Origin of the sequence: Rhizobium sp. AC27/96 (assembly GCF_001692325.1) — a bacterium.
GTDB lineage: Bacteria > Pseudomonadota > Alphaproteobacteria > Rhizobiales > Rhizobiaceae > Rhizobium.
On record NZ_LXKN01000018.1, the window covers coordinates 94,427 to 119,487 of the forward strand.

Consider the following 25,061-nt stretch of genomic DNA (forward strand, 5'->3'; position numbering starts at 1 on the left):
TGCGTAGCGGTTTTCCGTCCGGAATGCGTCAAGAAACAAAAAAAGATAGAGCGTTTTCGCGATTCGGAGAAAAGCGGAAATGTTTTAGCCGGCGCCCGGTTCCGGATGGGTGGCGAGCCTGAGATCCCTCAGGCCACGGCTACCGTCGCGGTTGCCGGTCGCGGCGACCGCGGTGAAGATGCGCTGGGCGTCGTCATACATTTTCAGATTGAGATAGCAGTAACCGCGCAACACCATCAGGTCGACGCGCTCCTGCTGGAGCTGCGATCGTTGGTCGAGATAGAGAAGCGCCTCGTGATAGCGCTTGCCCGTGAAAGCGGAGAGGGCGCGATCCGCCAGGATAGCCACCTGCAATTCGGCGGCGCGTTGATGGTTCATCGGCGCCTTGGTGGCGGCGACAGCGGCATTGTTGGCAAGGCCGGCTCGGAGATAGGCAAGGCTCTGTCCGTAGGCCGCCTCTTCGCGAGATTTCGTATCGCTGTTGTCGAGCGCGACGCCAAAGGCTTCGACGGCTTCCATCGGGCGGTTGAGGTTCATGAGGCACCAGCCGCGAGACAAGGCGCTGGCCGGTGTCAACAGCTCCGCATTCGTCGTGGTGGTGCAACCTCCCTGGCGACGAACCGTACGCGCGACTGTTCTGACGCGTGTTTCCGGTTCGACATAGTCGACGGACGGCGCACGACGAACGGGCGTCACCGGCTGAACATTTGCCTGTACATTTCCATAGGGCTGGGCGAGGGGAGCCTGCGGCAGCGCTTGAGGCGCTGTCAGTGGCGCGCTTGTCAGCGTGCCCTGCGGGGTGACTTGAGGCACGGTCTGCGGTGTGATTTGAGGTGCTGCCTGCGAAACCTGGTTCGGAGACGGCAATGGCGTGTAAACGGGTGTCTGCGGTGCGGGTTCGCCGAGAACGGCGATGCGTTGCGAGCGGCCGGCCCAGAGCCGTTGGACTTCGGCGACGCCCTGTCGGTCGTTCAGCTGATCGCGGGTGATCGCGAGGCCGTAGGCCGAAGGCTCGTCATCGGGCTTCCAGCGCAGTGCTGTTTCGAACCAGCGTGCGGCGGCCTGGGGCTGGTTCAGCGTGCGGGCGTACCAACCGAATTGCTGCGCGGTCGGAACATATTTCTGCTTCACCGTCTCGGCTGCAACGCGACCAAGGACCTCTTCGGTCAGGTTGGCGGGCGGCTGGAGGGCCATCAGGTTTGCAGTTGCCGCGAGATAGGTCGCCATCGCATCCTTGGATTCGTTGCGCCACTTGTACATGGCGTCTTCGGCTTCCTGCGGCTTATGATCGGCGATCAGGACCAAGGCCAGGCCTTGAGAGATGGTCGCGGAATCTTCCTTCTCATGGGCCGCCTTGAACCATTGTTCGGCATCGGTGTAGTTGCTGCGGCGCAGATAGTACCAGCCGAGGAGAGCGTCGTCGGATGCCAGGCCCTGGCTGCGCGCGATGCGTTCGACCTGAGAGAGATAGTCCGGCGATACCGTGAGTTTCGGGTCGTCATTGCCCTGAGCCACGAAGCGCCGGGCCAGGTCGGTTCTTATGCTGTCGAACTCCCGTCCGCCATTGCCGTCCGGCTTCTCAAGCGCAAGCAAGTCCTGCATCGGCTGATAGGGCAGCAGCGCGGACGCCTTCTGGATAGTCGCGAGCCGTTCCTGCGGGTTGGTGCAGGTCTTCAAAATGTAGCTGTAAGCATCCTGGCCACGCTTTGCCCGGTCCGTGCTGATGAAAGCCTCGGCGACGCGCCAGAGGACATCGATGTCGCTGCATGTCAGCAGGCTCGGGTTCTTGGAGCCGATATCGATGACAGTCGCATATTGCTTGAGATCGGAGGCATTGACGAGCCGCGTGCGCGCTTCAGCGACCTCAAGGCGATCGAGCAGGTCTGAGGGCGGCTGCCATGTTGTTTCTGCGGCCTGGCGGTCGGCGATTGCCTTGCGCACCTCCGCATAGCGGCCCTCCGAATAGAGCTGCCACATGGCCTCCAGCTGCTTGTCGCTGTTCTGTGGAATGGCCAATGGGTCGGCTGGCGGCGTCCAATTCGGATAAAGCGTCTGCAGTCGCGAGATTTCGGCCTGAAGTCGCGCCTTGTCGCCGCGGCTGGCGAAATAGCGCAACGCGCTTTCATCGACCTTGGGCGTATTGTCGGGCTTTGCCTGGGTCGGCGCGGGTTGTGGCTGTGACGGCTGCTGCTGAGCAGGCTGCGGTGCCGCCTGTGCTATCGCGTCAGGCTTTGCTGTCTCGATCTGCGGGGCGCCCGATGGCTCGGAGATAACCGGGGACGGCGCGGTCGCCTGTATGTGATCGGCGATCGCTTGCAGATCGATGGGCTGCTCCGGCGCGCCGGGAGATTTCGCATCTGCGACGAGCGTCACGGAAGGATCGATACGATGTGATTTTGCCAGCTTGATCTTGTCTTCCGGCGAATCGTGATCCTTTGTCGCGAGCGTAAATCCCGCCACGGCGACGGCCATAAAAGCCATGATCAGGGTGGATTTTATAAACACTCTGGGTGTTTCTCCGAGACGAAAGCCAGACTTAGCAGTTGCAAGGTAGACGGATAATAGAGCGACGGAGCGAATTGGCGAACCGAAGCGGGTAGTTTTGTTCCGCTCACCACACACGCCACAACATCGTTAACAATCCTATAACCGGGGTCGCCGAGCAGCTCTTTCGGCTTGCCCGTCGTCAGGTCGATCGTGCCCGGTTCATCGCCTTCGACGGTCATGCCTTGCTGCAGTCGCGTCAGCAGGTTCTTGTCGTTTATGCCGGCGCGCGCCACGTAAAGCGGGATTCTGATGGCGTTGTAGCCGAACTCCGCCTCGAAGCCCTCGGCAGGCACAGGCTTTGCCCGCAGGCTGACCCAATCGGCAGGCAGCTTGCGTGGGCCAAACTGCATCGAGCGCAACAGGGCTAGACCATCATCCGTCAGCTTCTGCCATCGATCCGATGGCGCCAGGAGAGCCATGACGGGGATTGCCTCGTAAACCCAGTAGGATGGATTGATGATCGGTCCGTCTTTCCGTCCCGGAGCGCGATACCCCTCGACACCGGGAATGAGCAACGTTCGGCCACCGGTACTGATCACCACATGGGAGAGAAGCGCTTTCGCCATGGTCGCGGCGGACTGCAAGTAGTCCTTCTTATTCCAGGCGGAGCCCGCAAGCGCCAGTGCATAGGCGATTAGCAAATCGCCATCCGAAGCATTGTTGGTGTCCGTCACATGCGGCGTGACGGAAGGGTCCCATTTCCAGACGGCCAGACCATCATCGCGCAACAGAAGCTCGGTACGCGTGAAATACCAGATCTGTTCGAAATCAGCCGGGCTGTTGGCAAGATAGGCGAGCAGCAGGCCATAGCCTTGTCCCTCGCTATGGCTGATCCCGCCATTGCCATCGTCGATGATACGGCCATTCAGATCGAGAAACTTTGCCTTGTAGGCGGTCCATGCCTGCGCATCGATGGCGGCACGTTGAGCCGCGACCGGTTGGGCGACCGCCAGAATGGCGACGCCGCATATTGCAAGGATGGAGCGCCAGCGTCTCATTCGTGCCTGCCGATCCTGGAGAGGATGCTTGCCGTGGCGATGCCAAGCAGCAGCGAACCGATGACCAGCAGGAATGCGTAAGAAAGGATATTGCTGGAGAGCCAATTGGCGGCGATCAGGCGATAATTGGTCAGCGACCAGGGTTGTGTCATCACGAAGTCGAAGCGGCTGACCGGCGCAGTGTCGATCTTACCCGTCTTGCCGGAATAGGCGGTGATGCGACCGTCGATCTGCGACCAGTTGAACTGCGCCGTCATCGCTTCCGCGCCTGCCCGCAAATCACCGGCGCTTGGCGCCGTAATCATGGTCCAGGTGGCGTCGTTCGTGGGGTTTGCCTCCTGCGCGATCAGGAACGTGTTTGCATTCGACGGCGTGAACACCTGCTCGGAACCCGGAATGAAGCGCAGCGAGCTCAGCGAGATATCGAAATTGCGATGCATCCATTGCTGGAAGCGATCGAGCTGTCCCTGCAACACGCCACCGCTGATGCGCGATCGCCAATCGGCAATGGTGACGGAGGAATCCTGGGCGGTCCCCTGTCCGGGAGCGGCCGGGCGCCAGGCCACCTGGCTGGTTGCGGCAATGTTCAGCTGCGAGAGCACCGTTGACGGCAATTGCGAGATGGAGCCGATGAAGATCGCGTTGCGGCTGCCGACTGCGCCCGGGGATGCTGTCGGCTCCACCGCGATCGGATGCCCGGCAACGAGCGCCATCTGGCCGAGGATGGTCGCCGTCGTTGACAACATCTCGGCGTCGACACGATCGAGGAACAAGGCGGTGGATTCGCCATCGCGGTTATAGGGATAGCCAGTGCCGGCAAGCGCCGCGAGGTTTGGACGTTGTTCGACCCTTGCAAAATCCGGCATGCGGAACTGGCTGGTGTCGAACAATGCAAAGCGCGGCGTCGTGCTCGATGTGGCCGCTGGCGCACAGCTCGAATCCTCGTCCGCCATCACCAGGGTCTCAAGCGTCACCGTGTTCAGGCCCGGCTTGAAATGACGCATCGTGATGCGGATGGGCAGTTGCCGGAAAATCCCGCCGCCGGTCGCCGTGATCGGCTTCGTCGTGGCGATGCTGCCGTTGACATAGATGTCGATATGGCTGCCCGGCCGAACGTCCTTTGCATAGGCGGCGTCGAGCAGGATGGTGGCTTCGCCATAGGCATTGGCATAGAAATCGGATGGGATTGCCACGTTGAAGCTCGTGTGGAACCGCCGTCCGGAGAATTCCGTCGTTCTGACGCCCAATTGTTCGAAGGACAGGCTCGTTCCCGAATAGATGATGGGCGCGTCCGGTGCAGTCCATCGCTGCGTTACCAGCAGGTCGCGACGAGTGCTCGGGTCGCGGTCTGTCGGGGCAACCACCATGTCGATGGCAGAGGAGATTGCCTGCCAGGATGGGCCGCTGATGAGCAGAAGCTGCTGTCCGCTGCGCGGATCGGTCGCAAAGGTTGCCAGCGCTCCATTCTGGGCCGCGGCAGGCACGGCAAACAGGGGCTGCAATTCAGAGGGCGTGCCGACGATAACGGTCATCTTGCCCGGACCCGACTGCGGCAATGCATCCGTGCCGAACGAGAAGATTTCGTTTGGCATTCCTGCCAGCAGCGACAGACCCTGCGCGAGCCGCAATATGGGTTTGGTCGTATTGGGTTGCGCCAGCGCCGGCACCACCACATTGAACTGGGTCTTGCCCGCTTCGTCGACGCCGATGGCGCGTATCGCGTCTGTTGTCGAGAGTTTCTCGGCTTCGCGTCCGGCGAAGGTCAGATAGGTCTTTGCCGGGTCGATATCGGACCAGAGTTCGTAGGTCGAGGGGATGGTGCAATCGGTGCGATGCCGCTGCGTCGCCTCGAAGGTCAGCAGGTTTGCGCCGGGCTGCAACAGGCCGCGTGGTATGTCGAAATTGACGTCGGACGGATTGTCCGAGGAGCCGATCTGCTGCTGGTGCACCACCCGGTCGTTGAGAAGAATGGTCAGCTGCGACGCTTCAGGGGCGACTACGACTGCATTCTGATAGGAAAAGTTGAGCTTCGCGGGTGCGGCCGCCTGTTCTGGAGTGAGGTAGATCGACCAGGATTTGCGATCATTCTCGCCCTCGAGACGCAGCTTCGCGTAGGGAACGACATAACGGCGGAAGGCCGGCGTCGGCGCGGCTGCCTGCTGCACCTTCGGTGCCGACTGCGATGGCACCTGGGCTGCGGCACCGGGTGTCGCCACCGGCGGAGCGGCAATCTGCGGCGTAGCAGCCGGCGGCGTCAACACCAGGGGTGGGCTCACCTGCTGAGTGGCGGCCTGAGGCGCTGTTACCGGCGCAGTGGTTGTCTTCGGCGGCTCTGCCTGTGGCGTTAGCGTCTGCGGAGCGACGATCCGCGGCGTGACGGCTGGTTCGCCTTTTGGACGCTCGCCCGACATGTCAAAGGGTGTCGACTGCGCCTGGGCGGCCGCAGCGCCGACGAGAACGATGAGAATGGGGAGGATGCGGTTCATCAGCTTTTCGCCTTCGCGTCCTGCCGTTGCGTCGCGCGCTCGGCTCCAACACCCTTGAAGAGATAAAGCAGACCGCGGCTGGTCTGATAGAGCGACAGGCCCAGGAACCAGATCGTTCCACGGATGATGCCGGGGTTGCGCCGCCGGGCTTGCTGGAACTTCGTCCATTGATCCGAATTGGCAAAGACGAGGTCGGCGATGAGGCGATGATCGGCGGCACCCTTCGGCACATATTGGCATCCGATAGCAGTAATGTCTCCCATCTGCTCGATATTGCGGATGATGACCGACAGCATCACCATCTCGGCACCATTATATGGCTGGAAGCGGATGGTGCCTTCGGAGCCGACCTTGACCGGTCCGAGATCCTTGTTGAAGACGTTCAGTCTGGCGCCATGAACGGAGACGTCCTCGATCGAGGCGGAGTTCCATCTGTCGCCAGCACCGAACTCGCTGCGGCGATCGACGCGAACGCGCCGGGATGAGGCACGCTCACCGCGCTCGGAGACCACACCCAGCGCGCAGCCGGAGAGGATGAGGTTGAGAATATTCCAGCCGCCGACGACAAGTGTGACGTCCGCCTTATAGGGCTCCGCATATATGCGGTATATTGTTACCGCAAGCGCGATGATCTGCACGGCGAAGATAACGAAGAACGGACGGCTGATTTCGGAAAGACGGCTGACGGATATCGACTCGTCCTTGGCCGTGACCTTGAAGGTCGGCTTGCGGGGATTGAGCATGACCGAGATGACGGCGGGCAGCAGATGCACCGTCTGGACATATTCGTAGAGCTCGGAAATCCATGGCCAGCGGAACGAGCCGTAGAGATAGTTCTGCATCATCAGGTTCACGAGCATATAGGCAAGCGTATAGGCAAGGAATTCGCTGCCGGATGCGGTGAAGATCTCAAGATCGAAGAAGAGATAGAAAAGCGGTGCGAACAGGAAGATGACGCGCGGGAATGGGAAGAGCCAGAAGAGTGTCGAGGACATGTAGCAGAGGCGCTGCGGCAAGGTCAGGCCGCGCTTCAACAACGGGAAGCGGAAGCGCAGGATCTGCATCATGCCCTGCGCCCAGCGGCTGCGCTGGCCGATGAAGCTGGCGAAGGTCGCCGGCTGCAGGCCGGCAATCAACGGCTTGTCGACATAGATGCTGTTCCAGCCAGCGCCGTGAAGGGCCAGCGCCGTTTCGCAATCCTCGGTGATGCTGATGCCGCTGAAGCCGCTTTGCGATTCCAGCGCCTTGCGGCTGAGGACCGCGGCAGAGCCGCAGAAGAAGGCGGCATTCCACTTGTCGAGACCGCGCTGAATGATGCCGTAGAACATTTCGTTCTCGCTCGGCATGGTGTCGAAGGTGCGCAGGTTGCGTTCCAGCGGATCCGGATTGATGAAGAAATGCGGTGTCTGGACGAGAAACAGCTTCGGATCGTCTTCGAAATAGCCGACCGTCTCGCGCAGGAAATCGCGTGCCGGCGCGTGGTCGGCATCGAAAACGGCGATCAGCTCGCCGTCGGAATGTTCCAGCCCGTTATTGAGGTTGCCGGCCTTGGCGTGTTCGTTGCGCGCGCGGGTCAGATATTCGACATCGAGATCCGCACAGAGCTGCTTCAGCTCATCATGGCGAGCGATTGCCACCTGGGCTTCCAGAACCTTGGTGGAATTCCGCTTCTGCTCCGTACCGCCATCGTCGAGCAGCCAGACCCTGAGCTTGTCAGCCGGATAATCCATCGCCTTGGCGGAGGCGAGCGTATTGGCCAGAAGATTGGTGTCTTCATTATAGGACGGCACGAAAACGTCCACCGAGGGCAGGTTCTGCGTCTTGGATGGGCGTGCCGTGCGTGGAGGCAACGGGGTCGCGACGATGAACAGGCTGAGCATCAGCATCGCGACGTTGTACATTTCGGCGAGATAGAGCAGCAGGCCCGGGATGAAGTTTTCGAGCTGGTTGACGGGCGGCAGCGTGCTGGTGGTGCGCCAATACACATAGCGCAGCACGATGGCGGTGCCGAAGGCAAGGGCGACCAGCCGCCAGGTGCCCTGGCGCTTGAGGATCTTGATGATCGCCATCATGGTGACGACGACGGTACTGGCGATCAACTGGGTTTGAAGGTTGACGGGCAGCGTGATCAGCACGACCCCGCAGAGCGCTATTACGGCCCATATCAAGATGCTGCGTGCTGTCTGCATCGGTGTTCCTTCAAAGGCATTGCCAAGCGCCATCCTGGCGCCCCGAGATTACTCCGCCTAGCGGCGGCATGTCTCAGATATGCCAGCTTGTCCGTTACAGTCCGGTAAAGGCACGAGAATATTACGTCCCGCGATCGCAGGTAATTGCTGTCCGGTCAGGGAAGATGAGCCATTGGCGGGAGCTGTTTGTGTTTGGTCGCCTTGACCATCGGGAAGCGGCACGCGCGGCCCAATCATCGGCGGCAGAGCCGGCGCGGGTTGAGGCTGAACGACGGCGGGCCGTCGTGTCAGGGCGGGGCGGACTATGACGGCCGGCACCGGCCGGGGCTGATAGCCGATGGTGATCGGCGCCGTGCGGTATGGCGCTGCATCCGGATAGACCATTTCGCCGGGCTTGCCGAGGACGGCATCAGCGCCGCGCGGTGCGCCAAAGGGGTTCAATGCCGCACCATCGAAGCGGCCGGCGATCGTATAGCCATAGACGGTGCTCAGAAGCTGGCGTTCCGTTGCATGCGCATCGCAGAGCCGGACCCTTACCTGAACTGTGCCGAAATTGCGCTGCTCCTGCGGCGGCGCGAAGCCCGCTTGAACCTGCTGCCAGGCATAAAGGCAGGTATCTCCAGCCCGACTTTGGCCGGATGCATAGCCAAAGGGGCCGTAGCTGTTCTGAACGAAGATCGCCGAGCGGGCGAGGCGCACTCCCGGAACGGCCGCGGCCATTTCGCGAGCGATCGTCCGATCGTTGATGGTATTGAACGGCCTGCTGCCGAGCGCCGGATTTGATCCGGTTATCCCGAGAAACTGTACCTTGAGGAAATTCTGGCCGGGAACCGAAGAGGATGTCGCGAGCGATATCGTCTGATCGACGTCCTTGCCATGTCGGTTCTCGACGACATTGACGATCGCCGGACCACCGGGGGGCGGAAAAGCCAGGGCCTTGTCGCTCGTAACCGTCTCCACCCCGATGGATTGCCGAACATGCCCTGTCGTCGAGCAGCCGGCGGTCAGGCCGGCCAACGTCATCAGGGTTATCGTCTTCAAAAGGTGCATGTTTCTGGATCGCGACAAAGTTGTTCTGCGTTATATCGTCCGCTGAATTACGCGGCAGGGTTGGGAATCAAACCCTTGTATTTGATAAGACGAATAAGCAGGATTATGGTTAACCGAGTGTTAACGCCGGGGTCGCATGTCCCATGCAGGACTATTGGGTATTGCGGGTTTGGATTACCATGAGCAATTGCTTGAACCGCAATACCGAAGGGCGGCTATTGCCGCCCTTCAATGTCTTTGGCAATCAAATGCTATTTCGCTCTGCGGAACGCGATCTGCACGGCTCTGTTAAGGGCAACTGGCAGGAGCGACATGTGGTTCTCGCCGGCATATTCTTCGAATGTGACCATTCCCGTGAACAAGGCGAGTGCTGCCCATCTCTGCGCCATCTCCTGCGCCAGTTCGATGGTGCGCGTTTCCTTGGCGCCCTGCTGCCTTTTTTGCTCGTCAGCCGTGCCCTTGTGGAATGGCGCGAGCTTCTCCCCTTCATACTCCCCGGCGGAAAGGTGAAATTCTATGTCGAGAGGGGCGTCGAGGCTGGCTAGAAATTCCTTTTCCTGTGCGAGAATGTTGCCGTTTTCCCAATAGATCGACGGACTTGCGGAGATCCATCGGTTGAAGGCGGTGGGTTTCGCAAACAGCGCATAGAGCGTGAAAAGACCACCGAATGAGTGACCGAAAAGCGTCTGGCGCGATCGGTCGATCGGCAGTTGCTGTTCTATCCAGGGCTTGAGCTCGTCTTCGATCAGTTTCAGAAAACCAGCGCCGCCGCCGGTCCGAACATCGGGTGTATCGGGATAGAACGGCGGATAGACCTGCCCGGGAGGCGGGCTCAGGTCCCACGAGCGCCGAAGCGGATCGTAAGGCCCGTCCGTTGGGTAACCGATGGCGACGATGACGCCTTCCTGAACATTGGTTCCATTCGGATAGGAGGATTGGACCTTGAGGGCGTCGACCGCCGTGGCAAAACAGGCATTCCCGTCGGTCAGATAAAGGATAGGCCACCCCTCCGGCGGCGGCTGTTTGTCGGGGCGGTAGATAAGTATCCTGTGCGGCTGATCGGCGTTGTCGAATTTCAGGTCGACATAGGTCGCGCCTGCAAGGGTAACCGGCACCGGCGGCGTCGCCGTGCTGTTTGATGGCAATTGGGACATGATTTCCCCGAGTGATGAAAACGCGGTTGATCGGCAGATCGGCGACCGCTTCTTAAAAGATGACAGGATTCGTCATATTATGTGGTTCAGGATCTGGCAAGCTATTCAAGTGTCTCACAGATATAATCAATGATTGCATTATTTCGCCGATACACGCGACTTGCGCCGGCGAAAATATCACGATCGGTCCGAATCCTATGAAAAAGATGACTATTATAATCATGTATTCTTGACGGGAGCCGCAACTGCAAACTAGTTTGCGCCATCTTTTTCAGAAACGGGTGGGCACAAGAGACCATGACGCAGGGATCACTTAATTATATCAATTATTTGACGGACACTAAAATCGGTCTTTCGCGTAGTGCCACGGCCCTCGTCACCCTGTTTGCATTAAGCGGAAATGCCTTTGCGCAGGATTCCGCTACCAGCGCGAACAGCGGCAATGCAACCCAGCTCGCGCCGATTATTGTCAGCGGTCAGTCGAGCGATGCCAGCGACAATACAACGGTAGCGGCAAAGAAGAGCCGTGGCGCCACCAAGATCAATACGCCTCTGGTTGAGACGCCGCGATCCGTTTCGGTGATCACCAGGAAGGAGCTGGAAGAACGCGGCGCGCAGGATGTCATCGAGGCTGTGCGTTACTCCGCCGGCGTCCAGACCGGCTCCTATGGTTTCGATCCGCGCTTCGATCAGGTCATTATCCGCGGCAATGACATTACGACCGACGGCGATTATCGCGACGGACTGCGGCAGCCCTATATGAATTACGGGATGTTCCGCACCGATCCCTATTCGCTGGACCGGGTTGAGGTGATCAAGGGGCCGGTATCCGTTCTCTATGGCGCGGGTTCGCCGGGCGGTATCGTCAACAAGATCTCGAAGCTGCCGACGGACGAGACCATCCGGGAGGTCGGGGTTCTCTACGGAACATCCGACCGTGCTCAGACGATGTTCGACTTCGGCGGCCGGGTCAATCAGGACGATGACAGCATGCTGTACCGGATTGTCGGTCTCGCGCGAAAGGGCGATACCAATTTCGATATCGCCGACGACCGTTATTTCATACAGCCGTCCTTCACCTGGAAGCCCGATGACGCGACGAAATTTACCGTTTACGGCTCGGCCCAGTCCACGGAAACCGATGCCAATGTCGGCGCGATGACCGGGCCTGATGGCAATGTTCTCGACTTTCGCGACAGCGACCCAGACTACGACTATCAGAAGACCAAGCAACAGCAGGTTGGCTATCAGTTCGAGCACGAGTTCGACGGAGGTTTCACCTTCCGCCAGAATCTTCGTTTCTCGCACCTGGATCTGAAGGCACGCTATCTCAGCACCCTCGGCTGGGTCGGCGACGTCGCCCAACGCGGTGCGACTGCGATTGGCGACCGGATGAATGTCTTTCAGGTCGACAACCAGCTTGAATCCAAATTCGACACGGGTCCGGCCGCTCACACCATGTTGTTTGGCCTCGATTATACCCGTATGAGCGATTACTTCGCCTATGGGATGGATGCGACGACCAGCCCCGCCTATGATTTCGACATCGATCATCCGACCTACGGGGTATCGGGGCCTACGCCGTCTTATAATTTCAGCCGTGTCGATGCCAGCCTGCAGCAGTTCGGTGCCTATGCCCTCGATCAGATCGAGCTGGATAAATGGCGCTTCACCCTTGGCGGGCGCCAGACCTGGGTCAAGCAATCGACGGATACGACCATCGTCTCCTCCAATACGACCACGAATGACAGCCTCAACAAGAATGCATTTTCCTACCAGGCCGGTGCGCTCTATCTCTTTGACAATGATATAGCGCCTTTCACCAGCTATTCGACCTCCTTCAATCCGGTCACGCAACGCTCCGCCTCCGGCAGCATTCTTGATCCGACGAAGGGCGAACAATACGAACTGGGCGTGAAGTATCAGCCGCCGGGTACCGACATTTTGCTGTCGGCCGTTGCCTATCATCTCGTCGAAAAGAACAAGCCTGTCCTCGTCGATCCTGTAACGCTCGTCTACGCCTCGCTCAGTGAAGTCACCAACAAGGGTATCGAGCTGGAAGCAAAGGCAAACGTAACCGACGCTTGGGATGTGATCGCTTCCTATTCCTACAATCATTCTGAAATCACGCGTGGTGATGACTCCGGCAATGCGCCCGCGGTGACGCCGAAGAATATCGCCAGCCTATGGTCGAACTACAGCTTCCAGGAAGATACGGTGGCCAATGGTCTCAAGGTCGGTGCAGGCATTCGCTACACGGGTGAGAACTACACAAGCACGGCCAACACCGCCAAGAACGATGCCAGCATCTATCTAGATGCGGCGCTCTCCTACGATTTTGGCGCGATCGACCAGAAATACAAAGGCCTCACAGCCTCCTTCGATATCCGCAATATCGCCAATCGCCGCCTGACGGTGTGCAACAGCGGCTATTGCTACCTCGGACAGGGCCGTAACATCACGGCGTCGTTGAAGTATCGCTGGTAAGCTTCCTGCGGGCGCCGATTTTTTGCGGTGCCCGCTTTCATCCCGATGGCCGCGTTTCGTTGGCTGAACGCGGTCTTCCCATCAGGAAGGCTAGTTTACAGCCTAAGCCTATTTCATAGGGTGTCCTCAGCCTTGCTGCTGCGGCGATGAGGCTGTAGCCTGCTGAAAATATCCCGACCATCCCATCCGGAGGCTTCGTGTGGCCGAGGTCTTGTTGTTCCACCATGCACAAGGATTGACCCCGGGTGTGCGCGGCTTTGCTGACGAGTTGCGGGCCGCCGGTCACATTGTGCATACGCCGGATCTATTCGGCGGGCGCACGTTCCAGAGCATCGAGGAGGGGCTCGCCCATATAGGCGAGGTCGGATTCGACGACATGCGGGAGCGCGGAGCTCGCATCGCAGATGAACTGCCTTCCGCGCTCGTCTATGCCGGGTTCTCGTTCGGTGTGTTGCCGGCGCAAAAACTGGCGCAGACACGGCCCGGAGCCCGAGGCGCTCTCTTCTTCCATTCCTGCCTGCCGATCAGCGGCGAATGGGCCTTCGGCCCTTGGCCGGACGGTGTTGCGGTTCAGATTCACGGCATGGAAAACGACCCGATCTTCGCTGGCGAAGCCGACATCGATGCCGCCCGCGAGATCGTGGCGAAGGTCGAGGATGCGGAGCTTTTCCTTTATCCCGGTGATCAGCACTATTTCGCTGACAGCTCGCTCCCGTCGTATGATGCGGGCGCAACCGCATTGCTGACGAGGCGAGTACTTGAGTTCCTGGATCGCGTCTGATCCACGCCGGCGTCTTGACCCAACTTGGGCTGCAGACGTGGTTCCGCAACAACGCTTTATTCTTAAGATTATGCCGTCCTGCGCCGCTTCATCAGCAGGATCAGCAGCAACGGGGCGCCGACGAGGGCGGAAACCAGTCCTGCGGGGATCTGATAGGGGAAGGCGATCATTCTGCCGAACCAGTCCGCAAGCACCATCAAACCGCCACCGGCAAGGGCTGCGCCGGCAAGCTGAGGTGTCGCCCGCCGTAATCCCAACTCTCTCGCCAGATGTGGACCCATGAGGCCGATGAAGCTCAAGGGGCCGACGACAAGAGTGGCGGCTGCGGTCATGGCGGCAGCCAGAGCAAACAGGCAGCCGCGAGCGAGATTGACGCGGATTCCGATTGCTTGCGCCGCCTGCGGGCCGAGTGGCAGGAGATCGAGCCAGCGATGCGCGAGGAAGGCGAGCGCCACGCCCGCGAAGGCCGCGGCGGTTGCGGCAGTCGCTTTTGGTATATCAACAAGATAGGTAGACCCGCTCATCCACTGCATGACGATCATGGCGCGTGGATCACCACTGGCGGCGAGCACGCTGATGAAGGCATCAAGCATGGCGCCAAGGGCAATGCCCGTCAGCAGGACCCGCTCGGGCGCAAAGCCTGAACGGATGCCGAAAATGAAAATGGCAACTAGAACGGCGAACGCGCCGAGGCCACCGAAGCCGAGTTGGGCTGCCATGCCGGGAGCGGGCAGGATAAAGAGGGCGGCAGTAACACCGATTGTTGCGCCGGCGGAGATCCCCAGCACTTCCGGGCTCGCCATTTCATTGCCGCTGAGCCGCTGCAGGATCGCACCGACAACGCCAAGCATCGTGCCGGCAGCGAAGGCGGCGACAACGCGCGGCAACCGATAGGGCAGCACATCAGGCCATTGCAGATAGGCGAGAATTGTCCAGGCGCCATCTGGGGCACGCCCGAAGAAGATTGCGCCCAGAAGAAGGATAGCAAGCCCGACGACCGTCGCAAGCAGAAGCGTTCGCGAGGCATTTGCTGCCCGGTTGGAGCCTTGCGACGGCGCGGGCACGTTACGCTGCATTGCCTTGAAGCGCGGCAACATCAAGAGCAGGAGCGGCGCCCCGAGTAAAGCGGTGATGGCGCCTGTGGGCAGGAATGTCGATGACGCGCCGGAAAGCAGCATCAGCGCTTGATCGGTCAAAAGCAGCAAGCCGGCGCCGATGAGCGGCGACCAGATGAGTTGGCTCTTCATATGCCGCGCACCGGCGAGATGGGCGACACGCGGAGCGATCAGGCCGATGAAGCCGATGACGCCGACGGCACTGGTGACGATCGCGGCGAGTACGATGGCAAGGCAGACAGCGGCAATGCGTATCCGCTTGACCGAGAGGCCGAGCCCACTGGCACCGCCGTCGCCGAGTTCCATAAGCGATAGCGGCCGTGCCATCAGAAAGGCGGCAGCCGCGAGAATGGCGATCTTCGGCAGGAGGGAAAGCGGAATGCTCCAGCTTTGCTGTGCCAGTGATCCCGCTCCCCAGATGAAAAGACCGGAGAGATAGCGATCGTTCATCAGGACGAGAATGGCGGCAAGCGCTCCGCTCCAGACACTGACGATCAAGCCGGATAGTATCAGGGCAAACGGAGAGAAACCCCGTCTCGCGCCGATCAGAAAAACGACTCCAGCGGCGGCAGCACTTCCAAACAGCGCAACGACATCGCGGCCAAGGCCCTGTAATGCCGGAAAGGCGAGTATGACGGCGACGAGCGCGAGGTTCGCACCGGCGGAAATGCCGAGGGTCTCGGGCGAGGCCAGCGGATTGCGCAGCACCTGCTGCAAAAGGCTTCCCGAAAGGGCAAGGGCAGCGCCGGCAAGAAGCGCGGTGACGATGCGTGGCAGCGTCGAATACAGCAGGAGAAGACGCTGAGGATCGTAGGCGGTCTCCTGCACCAGCAGTCGCGAAAAGTCGGGGGCCACCTGATGCCAGGCGAGCAACCCAGCCAGCACCAACAGCGTCAACGCGACGGCGGGTGCGCCGAGAATTGTGTTTGCCTCGGTGCGGTTCATGCGATTTTTTCCAGATGATCGAGCAGGATGCGCGCGAAGCGCTCCGCTTCCTGTACCATGCCGAACATCAGCGTCCCCGGAAGCACCGAGACGCGTCCGGCCTGTACGAAGGGCAGGCTGGTCCAGAGCGGGCTGTCTTGCAGCTTGTCGAGTATGTTGGGCGGAAGAAGGGGTTCGAAGGCGATCAGGCGCAGGCTTGGGTCGAGCGTCGCCAGTTGCTCCAGCCCGATCGTTTCGAAGCCCCAATAATCACCCGAACCTGTCCAGGCATTCTTGAGGCCGATCCTGCTCATGACATTCTGATAGAGGCCGGCGCCGCAATAGATACGGGCGTGACGGTCGTCGACAAAATTGATCAGTGCCAGCGGCGGCGGCTGAAGCTTGCTCACGCGGCGGGCACAATCGTCGAAAAATTGCTCGGATCGAGCCAGAAAGTCGTCCGCCTGCCGTTGCCGGCCGATGGCCGCGCCGAGGAGCCGCGTGGCTTCGATGGAGCGCTGCAGAGCTTCGCCGCCTTCGGCATAGATCGTCAGCTCAAGCACCGGCGAGATTGCTTCCAGGCGAGGCTTCAGGGGGGCGAGATAGGGCGTGGTCAGGATCAATGCCGGCTTCAGGCTTGCGAGAACCTCGAGATTGATCTCGCTGGTGGTGCCGAGATCGACAACGCCGGCCGGCATTTTCGGCTCGACGACCCATATGTCCCAATCGGCAAGCGACGCGATCGCCGCAGGTGTGACTCCGAGGGCCAGGAGGGTCGATGCCAGCCCATAGTCGAGCGAAACGATCGGGCCGGATATTGTTTCGGTCGCTTGGGCCATTCCGGGAGCGGCAAACAGCGCCGCGGCAAGAAGCATCTGGCGGCGTGAAAGTTTCAGGCTTTCAAATCGTGGTTCAAATGACATAGGCGAGCGGCGTTCCATGCACCGGGTGGGCCGTCACACCCATATTCGTGCCGTAGATCGTATGCAGCGTTTCCGCCGTCATCAGGCTGGACGAGGGGCCGGCGGCGATCAGATGGCCGTGCTTCAACGCATGCAGATGATCGCAGAAATGCGCGGCGACGTTGATGTCATGCAGCACGAGGATGACGCTCAAACCCTTTGTCTGGCAAAGCTCGCGCACAAGGCCGAGAATTTCCATCTGGTGAGCGATGTCGAGCGCCGAGGTCGGCTCGTCCAGAAGCAGGCAGCGGCTGTCCTGTGCGACCAGCATGGCTATCCACACTCGCTGGCGCTCGCCGCCCGAAAGCGTGTCCACCATCCGGCCTTTCAGCGTATCCACATGAGTGAGCCGCATCGCCGTCTCGACCTTCTCGCGATCGGCATCGGTAAAACGGCCGAGAGCTCCATGCCAGGGGTAGCGGCCGCAGGCGACAAGTTCCTCGACGGTCATTCCGGCCGCGGATGTTGTATCCTGCGGCAGATAGGCGACGGCGCGGGCAAAGGCACGCATGTCATAGGAATTCACCGAGACGCCATCAAAGACGATCCGTCCGCCCGTCGGCTGGATCTGCCGCGCGAGCAATTTGATCAGGGTGGACTTGCCGGAGCCGTTGTGCCCGATCAGGCCGGAGATCTCGCCAGCATTGAAGGTCAGATCGAGCGGATGAAGAATGATCTTGCCATCGACATCGAAGCGCAGGCTTTCTGTCGTGAAGACAGGGTGCGGCTCAGTGTCGACTTGGGCAATGGGTTGGGCTTTCATGGCTGTCTCTCGGGAAGCAAATGGTTCGGTCATGTATCGCGTATCTGCAAATGGGCGGGATCAGTGCATGGCCATCAATGGTTTGACGAAGAACAGGCACGGATTGTCTTCCTGCCAAAGGGTGGGGAAGATCTCCGCGCGGATGAAACCGTTTCTGTCGTAGAAGGTGCGCGTCGCATCATATTGCGGCTCGTTCCTGCCTCGGGGGGCCAACGTCTTCACCGTCAGAAGCTTGCAATCGGCGGAGCGGGCAAATCGTTCGGCGGCAGTCAGCAAGCGCTTGCCGATGCCGCCGCCGTGATATCGGCGCCGCGTGGCGATCACCAGGATTTCCATGGCAGATGGGGGATGCGGTCTTACGGCAACGAAACCGGCGATTTTATCCTCTTCGATACAGCCGAACATCGGGAGGGTTTCCACCGCTTTGGCGCAGGCGTCGATGACGGCCGGCTCCGTGAACCAATCCGTCAATTCCGACATGATGTCACGACAGATTTGGCCTTTGCGTTCGGTTATCTCAACTGCTTCCTGCATCTATTCTTTCTCTTGCTGGCAACGACTTGCCGAAATGGCGAAGTACCGCCATCAGACACGCAACTCCCCCGGGCGCGAAGATCGGTCTCGCTTGTGACCGCGACCGGAAGCCATGGTCTGATCGGCCTCGAGCGCAATCGCCGCCAGGCAGCGTGAATGCGCCTCTCGCAAAAGGCCGCAAACAAGGGCGCAGGATACGCCCGCCTCCTTGGCAATGATATTTTGGGGAACATCATCGAAGTAATGTTCCTCGTAAAACTTGCGGGTCCTGGCCGGCATCGCCTCGACCGTGCAACGGAAAGCCTTATAGGCTTCGGCCTCGTGCAGGTGTTCCTCGGGACTTCCATAGGCGGAGGTGTTGTCGCCGACTTCCTCTTCGACGAAGAGGCCTCTTTCATATCGCAGGCGTCGCATATGATCGGTCGCCAGATTGCGTACCATGCGCATAAGATAGGGCGTCGGCGCCGCTATATCCTGCCTGAGCGGCTTCGAGACCAGTTGCAGCAGGACCTCTTGCACGACATCTTCGGCCAAGCTCATGCAACCTGTGATCCTGCGCGCGACGGAGAGGAGCTTCGGGTAGGCGTGAAGTGCGGTTTGGAGTTGTTCATTGGAAGTCGACTGCGAATGGTTGGCAATCATGTCGGGCTCTCGCTGAAATCCAAAGTTGCATTTCGTGTGCCCCTCTTTTTTGGGGGACCCTATAAAACATGATAATCATAGTCAAGATAGAATCGAAGGAAAGCGGATCTTCTTCACTTCCACTATTTATCTCCATGATTTTATTTTAATTTTAAATGAACCTCATGAAGGAAGCGAGGTTGGCATGGTGTTGCCAGATCGGTTCCACCGTGGTCTTCGAAACGGCTGTAGCCCATTGAAAACTGTTGGTTTCTTCGCCGTGAAATTGACCGGACCGTATGGAGGTTGGCTTCGCCTGTGACTGGCTCTTGATATCTATGATTGTATCATCGGCGCCGAGTATCACGTGCTGCGGGTCAGTGAGAAAACCGTCGCCAAGACACTTGAGAGCCGCTTCCTTGCGAACCCAATAGGACAGAAATGTCTTGTGGCGCTGCTCGAAGGCCAGTCGGTGAATATCGTCAAGCTCGCGCCCGGAAAGAATCAGCGGCATGATCTCGCGGGCTTGGGCTTCGGAAAATGCATCGAGCCGTTCGATATCTATTCCGACATGGCCGCCGCGACAGATTGCGAGCGCCACCGTGTTTCTCGTATGGGAGAGATTGAAGTCGATCTCCGGATAGTCGGGAAGAAAGGGCCGGCCGGCCGGCGTAATCGTAATAGAGAGTGCCTGCGGCGCGCAGCCAGCAATGGCCCCGACAATGCCGCGGCAAAGAGCTCGCCCGGCGACGAACAGGCGTCGCGCCTCCATTGAGCGAAACCCGGCCGCGCGTTGCCTTTCCGCTTCACTTAACAATTGCTCCGGGATGTGAAGGCCGTCGCGCAGATGCAGGCTGTGAAGCTCGATCTGCGCGATCTCGTCGCTCGTCTCAAAAGCATCCACCTTATTCAGCAGCCTGCCCCAGATGTGAAGAAAGCGTCGATGAGTGTTCCTGGGTTTCCCATTGAACGATGGGATCGAGCTGACCGAGTTTGAAATGTTCGCGCCCGAGCAGGGAGTTGGCGATCACGGCGCTGCGCCATGCGGCGAGGCTGAGTTGCGGTTCAGCGATACCGTGGCTGTGTCTCCCGGCATTGAGCACGAAGATGCGGTTCTCGCGCGGGCCATCCCAGGCAAGCGAGAAGTCACTTTCGAGAACCGGCTCGCCGATGGAGTTCAGCTCGATCCGATTTTCCAGGGAATGCAGGAATTCAGGAAGGACGAAGCGATAGCCTGTGGCAAGCACGACCATGTCGACGGCCAGCGTCTCGATGCTGTTGTCGAAACCGTTGCGCATGGTCAGCGCGATTTCCGGACCGTCCTGTTCGGCTGAGATGACATCGCGGAAGGGGCGCAGCGATATTCCGTGGTCGGCGCTGCCGCCGGCCTCCAGCTTTCTTTCATAGAGACGGCGGTAGAGTTTCTTCAAGGTCGAGGCGGAAACGCCATCGCTTGCCAATACCTGCCGGCGCGTATGGATGAGGCGCAGTTCCTCGGGAAGTCCATGGAAGCGCTCCATGTAGCTTGGCGTGAACAGCTCATTGGTGAAGGGCGTCGCGTCCAGCGGCTCAAAATTCGGCCGGCGGCTGATCCAATGGACAGAAGAGACGGCATTCAGATCAAGCAGAGCGTCGACGATCTCCGCCCCGCTCTGTCCGCCACCGATGACAGCGACGCGGGGTGCCTTGACATCACCGATACGATGGGCTGCCTCGCTGCTATGAAATGTCATTGATTTCGGCAGTTGCTCGGCCCAGGCCGGGCGAGCCGGCAGCTTGCCAACGCCGACGGAAAGATTGCGGGCACTGGTCGGACCATCATCCGTGGCAATGGAGAAAAGACCATCATTCGCATGGACTTCGCGCATGCTCGTGCCGAAGCGAAGCGATGTCAGGCCGCGTGCGACCCATCCGAGGTAATCGGCGAATTCCTTGCGGGGAACCGCTTCATATTCTGCGTTAAGGAACTGATAGAAGCGTTTATGTTCAACAAGATAGGAGAGAAAGCTCCAGGGGCTGGTCGGGTTGGTCGCGGTCACCAGGTCCTTGAGGATGGAGGTTTGCATCTCTGCGCCCGGCAGCATCATTCCGGGATGCCACGCGAAGGCAGACCGCCGTTCGAAGAAGCGGACCGACAGTTGCGGTACGGAATCGAGCTGGGCGGCAAGGCTGAGGTTGAACGGACCAATTCCGGCCCCGGCGAGGTCGAGCACGTGCGATGTCATGATGCAGCTCCAGGATGATGCAGGTTAGTTGTTCTTGCCCGTGGGCAGGATGGTCGTCGGCGCGAAGGCATGGTCCAGCCGTCGGGCGAAACGCTGATGGAACGGCGTTTTGCCGATGATCGTCAGATGGTTGGTGCCGGTGACGATCTCCGAGGCCGTGGCATTCGGCGAGTAGCGGCGCCAGTCGATGACATTAAGCGCACGCGTAAGGGAATCTTCGGCCGCAAAGGCGTGGATGCGGAAATCCGAAGGCTCGAGGCGGTAGTTTCGGAAGATCATTCCGTTGTCGATCAGGATCCAGAATGTATGTTCTTCCGAACCGATATCCGGACCATCAGTCGGCAGCTTGACGTTATGCTTGACGATATGATGGAGGAACTGTTCGTAGACCTCCGCGTTCATCGCCGCAAACAGCCTCTCCCAATCCTCACGCATCGGCGTCGTCACAAGCCAGTTTTGTACGGCTGCGTGGGTTCGGTCCCGGACGCCATCCTCGAAGCGCGGCATGATGCCGACGGTGAATTCCTCGTCCATGTCGCAGACGTCGACCATGCCGATCATGCGCAGGTCGATGTCGTTGCCCAGCTGTCTGGCTGCTTCGTAGGCAAGAAGTCCACCCCATGACCAGCCAAGGAAGGCGCAGGGGCGACCCTTGGCCTTTTTGCGTACAGCTTCCGCATAGCGTGCGGTGATATCTTCGACACGGGTGCTGAGTGTCTTCGTTTCGGTGAGCGAATAGCAGATGAAGCCGGTCGCCGGCTGGTCCGGGCCGAGGTAGTCGACCAAGCGCATGTATTCGCGCGTACTGACAAGGAGGCCGGGGAAGCAATAGAGAACCGGCCGGTCGCCATTGCGGCGGAGATAGACGACATCGACGCCGGCTTCGTCGCGGCTGCCCTCGATGGCGAGTGCCAGGTCGCGGATGGTCGGGTGATTGAACATGTCGGCAATCGAAAGCGGCCATTCGGGATGACGCATCTTCAGACGCGAGACGATGCGCACGGCAGCCAGCGATTGTCCGCCGATATCGAAGAAATTCTCGGTGACACCGATATCGCCGATGTCGAGAATGTCTCTCCAGGTGTCCAGGATCGCCTTTTCCTTGTCATTGGCCGGCGCGACCATTTCGCGCTCGATGCGAGGTGCCGGCAAGGCGGCGCGGTCGAGCTTGCTGTTCGGCCCCATCGGCAGCCTGTCGATAATCATGATCGTCTGCGGGACCATATAATCCGGAAGGGCGGTCATGGCCGCGCGGCGCAGCTCGGTAACACTTAAGGCTTCTCCTTCACGCGGAACTACATAGGCGACGAGCGAACTACGACCGCCCTCATTGTGCAGCAGCACGACCGCCTCGGCGACGCGCTGGTCCGACCGCAGCACGGCTTCGATCTCGCCGGGCTCGATGCGGAAGCCGCGCAGTTTGATCTGATGATCGACGCGGCCGGCGAATTCGACGATGCCATCTTCCCGCCATCGGCCGAGATCGCCTGATTTATAGAGCCGCCCGCCCTGCGAGAACGGGTCGGGAATGAAGCGGTCCGCCGTCAGTTCCGGCTGGCCAAGATAGCCGCGCGCCAGGCCGCTGCCGCCAATATAGATCTCGCCGATCACGCCGACCGGAACCGGTGCAAGGTCGGCATCGAGCACATAGATGCGTCGATCGCCCACACCGCGGCCGATCGGCGCGACCGTCCCCTCGAAGCGGGTTCCCGCCGGGATCTTCCAGATCATCGGTGTCATGATCGTTTCGGTCGGCCCGTAGCCGTTGATCAGCAGCTGTGCCTTGAGGTTTTCGGTGATCATGTCGAACACCGCCTGAGACAGCGCCTCGCCGCCGAAGGAGTAGAGCCGCAGGCGCGGTACCGCGCTGTTCTCGCCGGCATATTCGGCAAGTCCGCGCACATAGCTTGTCGGCAGGCTGGCATTGTTGACGCCATGCCGCTTCATCTGGGCGAAGGCGTCTTCGGGTGTCGCGAGCTTGTCCTGCGTCAGCACCACGCCGCCGCCCGCCATCAGCGGCACCATCCAGCGCTCATGTCCGCCATCGGAGGTGAAGGGGAGGACCGGGTATTCGCAGGAGTCCTCGCTCATCTCGTAAATGCGCAGGGTCGCCTTGCAATGATGCGCCAATGGACCGTGCTCGACGGCGACGCCCTTGGGCACGCCGGTCGAGCCGGAAGTGTAGATCACATAGGCGAGCTGCCGTGGAGCGATCGCCGTGGCTGGCGCTTCGCTGCTCTCGGAAGAAATGTCCGTCGCGTCGAGATTAAGGAAGGGCGTCGCAATATCGCTCGGCAGGTTTGCGATATGCTTCGCGCGGGAGATGACGAGCGAGAGGCCGGGTGCCGTCAGGATATGGCGATTGCGGGCTTCGGGATGATCCGGCTCGACCGGTGTAAACGCGCCGCCCGATTTCAGTACGGCGAGAATGGCAACGATGGCGTCGATCGATTTTTCGAGCGCGATGGCGACGCGCTTTTCCGGTCCGACACCCATGGCAATCAGCCGATGCGCCAGCCGATTGGCCGCTGCCTCCAGTTCGCCATGCGTCACAGATTTTTCGCCCTGCGCCACGGCGAACGCGTTCGGGCGCCGTCTGGCCTGCGCAGCGATAACCTCATGGATCGGCGTGCCATCGTCCGGCTGGGGCGCGTCGGGGTAGGGCGCCGACAGCCTGTCCAGTTCTGCCGGCGATACGAAGGGAATATGCTTGATCTGTTCGCCGGGATGGCTGCCCAGGCGGGCAAGTGCGATGGCAAGGTCGTCAGCAAAGCGGGCGATCTGCTTTCTGTCGTGCTTTTGAGGATCAAAGCCGAAGCCGATATGAAACTCGCCCCCGGATGTTTGGGAAACGGTGATAACGAGCTCGGCGTCGCGGCGTGACGGGGGTTGGGAGAGGCTGCTTATGTGTTCGGCCGCGTCCTTGAACCGCTGAATTGGCCTCACATCGAGAAGCGTCTTCACCAGTCCGGTCGTGTCGAAGAGTTCGTCCCGCCGTATTAAGGCATCTGTGAGAGCTTCAAACGGCCAGGATCGACGCGAAGCGGCTTCGATGTCTTCAACGAATGTATTGCGGACATCCCCGAGCGACATGGCGCCGTTCAATTCCGGTGTCAGGATCAGCACATCTTCGCTGCGGGCAGCAATTAGTTGCGTCTCCGGTCGGGTGACAAGGCCGATCCTCTGGGTGCCATGGCCGGAATGTCGGCGCAAAGTCACGCCCAATGCGGCGAGAATATCCCTGGATACGTCGGCGGTACGCTGTGCCTGGCCCCGAGGCATCGGTATCTCAAGCGTATGCTCGAACCAGGCTTCATCGACGAGCTCTTTTCCGGTCGAAATCTGCGGGATGAGCGAAGCGATGTTTTCCTGTGCCGTCAGCCGCTGGAACCAGAAGTCGACCAGTTCCGGTGCCGGATTGCGGGACGCACCGTTGCTGGCCATCCAGGCGAGAGCGTCAGGCAGTGCTGTTTCGGCAATATCGAGCGTGGCGTTGGCCTCGTTGTGGAGGCCGCGAAGGAAATCCGTCGCGAGAAGATCGAGTGTCACGGCATCCGCAAGGACGGCGTGGAGAGACAATAGCAGGCCCATCGCTTGTCCGTTTCTCGACAGGAGAGTGAAACGGGCCGGATTACCTCCACTAAGATCCATCGGGTGTTGTCGTTCCGCAGAGGCTGCTGCTGCCAGCGCCTCGTCGAGATCATCCCCGGTCGGCAAATCTGCCTCTACAATTTCGACTTGGCGGCCATGTCTCAGGATCTGCTGCACGGCTCCACCGGCGCGTGCCTCAAATTCCGAGGTGACGAGCGGATGTAGCCGCGAAAGCGACGACAGGCTTTGATGCGCTGTGGCTAGTGAAACTGAAGGGAAGACGAAGCCAAGGATTTGGCGCCCGTAGATGACCTCATTGCCGGTCTCCGACAACAGCCAGATTCGCGATTGCGCAGGTGATAACGAGCATTTCGCGACAAGATCGGAGTCATTTGCTGCTGTGGCGTTCCGGTCATGAATCGTCATTCCCCACAGATCTCCTCGAAGATATAGTAATATTAATTCGCATTGCCGAAATGGAATAGCGTACTAAAACCAGTATCTATAATAGATATTGGTTTTATAATTTCGACGATGTTGCATTTCTAGCGCCGTATAATTCAGATAATCCTGTAATTACGTCGAAGCATTTGCATAACGAACGGCGATGATGAAAATTCAGGAAAATCGTAAA

General features: G+C 59.8%; 16 protein-coding genes. 2 read left to right on the plus strand and 14 right to left on the minus strand.

The features are described 5' to 3' along the window. Positions 1–84: 84 nt before the first annotated feature. From A6U86_RS14180 to A6U86_RS14205, 6 genes are all read right to left on the minus strand, one after another. Positions 85–2,499 carry a cellulose synthase gene (locus tag A6U86_RS14180; RefSeq protein ID WP_068393919.1) on the minus strand — a complete coding sequence of 805 codons (2,415 nt, stop codon included), beginning with the start codon at positions 2,497–2,499 and terminating at the stop codon, positions 85–87. Beyond that, positions 2,496–3,545, minus strand: coding sequence for a glycosyl hydrolase family 8 (locus tag A6U86_RS14185; protein WP_068392123.1), 1,050 nt, complete (start codon positions 3,543–3,545; stop codon positions 2,496–2,498). Before A6U86_RS14185 ends, A6U86_RS14180 begins: the two co-directional genes overlap by 4 nt. After that, positions 3,542–6,031, minus strand: coding sequence for a cellulose biosynthesis cyclic di-GMP-binding regulatory protein BcsB (locus A6U86_RS14190; RefSeq protein ID WP_068392126.1), 2,490 nt, complete (start codon positions 6,029–6,031; stop codon positions 3,542–3,544). Before A6U86_RS14190 ends, A6U86_RS14185 begins: the two co-directional genes overlap by 4 nt. Further along, positions 6,031–8,220 carry a UDP-forming cellulose synthase catalytic subunit gene (gene bcsA, locus A6U86_RS14195; protein WP_068393921.1) on the minus strand — a complete coding sequence of 730 codons (2,190 nt, stop codon included), beginning with the start codon at positions 8,218–8,220 and terminating at the stop codon, positions 6,031–6,033. Before bcsA ends, A6U86_RS14190 begins: the two co-directional genes overlap by 1 nt. 57 nt (positions 8,221–8,277) lie before the next feature. Continuing rightward, a complete protein-coding gene (gene bcsN, locus A6U86_RS14200) occupies positions 8,278–9,270 on the minus strand; it encodes a cellulose biosynthesis protein BcsN (RefSeq protein WP_068392129.1) in 993 nt (330 codons plus the stop codon). A 251-nt stretch (positions 9,271–9,521) separates the two neighbouring features. Continuing rightward, positions 9,522–10,424: an alpha/beta hydrolase gene (locus A6U86_RS14205; protein WP_068392132.1), complete on the minus strand. Its 903-nt coding sequence runs from the start codon at positions 10,422–10,424 to the stop codon at positions 9,522–9,524. Positions 10,425–10,721: 297 nt separating this feature from the next. Here A6U86_RS14205 and A6U86_RS14210 point away from each other — a divergent pair, with 297 nt between their 5' ends. Both A6U86_RS14210 and A6U86_RS14215 read left to right on the plus strand, forming a co-directional pair. Beyond that, entirely contained in the window at positions 10,722–12,911 is a 2,190-nt protein-coding gene (locus A6U86_RS14210; protein WP_068392135.1) for a TonB-dependent siderophore receptor, read from the plus strand. Positions 12,912–13,110: 199 nt separating this feature from the next. Next, positions 13,111–13,692 (plus strand): dienelactone hydrolase family protein, encoded by a 582-nt coding sequence (locus tag A6U86_RS14215; protein ID WP_068392138.1) that lies wholly within the window; start codon positions 13,111–13,113, stop codon positions 13,690–13,692. 68 nt (positions 13,693–13,760) lie between these two features. Here the strand turns inward: A6U86_RS14215 and fhuB are convergent, their stop codons facing one another. The 8 genes from fhuB to A6U86_RS14255 all read right to left on the minus strand — a co-directional run bounded on the left by fhuB (position 13,761) and on the right by A6U86_RS14255 (position 24,853). After that, a complete protein-coding gene (gene fhuB, locus A6U86_RS14220) occupies positions 13,761–15,752 on the minus strand; it encodes a Fe(3+)-hydroxamate ABC transporter permease FhuB (RefSeq protein WP_068392141.1) in 1,992 nt (663 codons plus the stop codon). After that, positions 15,749–16,570, minus strand: coding sequence for an iron-siderophore ABC transporter substrate-binding protein (locus A6U86_RS14225; RefSeq protein WP_244509971.1), 822 nt, complete (start codon positions 16,568–16,570; stop codon positions 15,749–15,751). The genes fhuB and A6U86_RS14225 overlap by 4 nt, the downstream gene beginning before the upstream one ends. Before the next feature lie 73 nt (positions 16,571–16,643). Then, complete coding sequence (locus tag A6U86_RS14230) at positions 16,644–17,456, minus strand: ATP-binding cassette domain-containing protein (RefSeq protein WP_068392143.1); 813 nt, start codon at positions 17,454–17,456, stop codon at positions 16,644–16,646. Positions 17,457–17,516: 60 nt separating this feature from the next. Continuing rightward, positions 17,517–17,990: a GNAT family N-acetyltransferase gene (locus A6U86_RS14235; RefSeq protein ID WP_068392146.1), complete on the minus strand. Its 474-nt coding sequence runs from the start codon at positions 17,988–17,990 to the stop codon at positions 17,517–17,519. A gap of 51 nt (positions 17,991–18,041) precedes the next feature. Further along, positions 18,042–18,632 carry a sigma-70 family RNA polymerase sigma factor gene (locus A6U86_RS14240; protein ID WP_068392149.1) on the minus strand — a complete coding sequence of 197 codons (591 nt, stop codon included), beginning with the start codon at positions 18,630–18,632 and terminating at the stop codon, positions 18,042–18,044. A 151-nt stretch (positions 18,633–18,783) separates the two neighbouring features. Further along, positions 18,784–19,515, minus strand: coding sequence for a 4'-phosphopantetheinyl transferase superfamily protein (locus tag A6U86_RS14245; RefSeq protein WP_068392151.1), 732 nt, complete (start codon positions 19,513–19,515; stop codon positions 18,784–18,786). Position 19,516: 1 nt separating this feature from the next. Further along, complete coding sequence (locus tag A6U86_RS14250) at positions 19,517–20,836, minus strand: lysine N(6)-hydroxylase/L-ornithine N(5)-oxygenase family protein (protein ID WP_068392154.1); 1,320 nt, start codon at positions 20,834–20,836, stop codon at positions 19,517–19,519. A 24-nt stretch (positions 20,837–20,860) separates the two neighbouring features. Further along, positions 20,861–24,853: a non-ribosomal peptide synthetase gene (locus tag A6U86_RS14255; protein ID WP_068392157.1), complete on the minus strand. Its 3,993-nt coding sequence runs from the start codon at positions 24,851–24,853 to the stop codon at positions 20,861–20,863. Between the last annotated feature and the right edge of the window lie 208 nt (positions 24,854–25,061).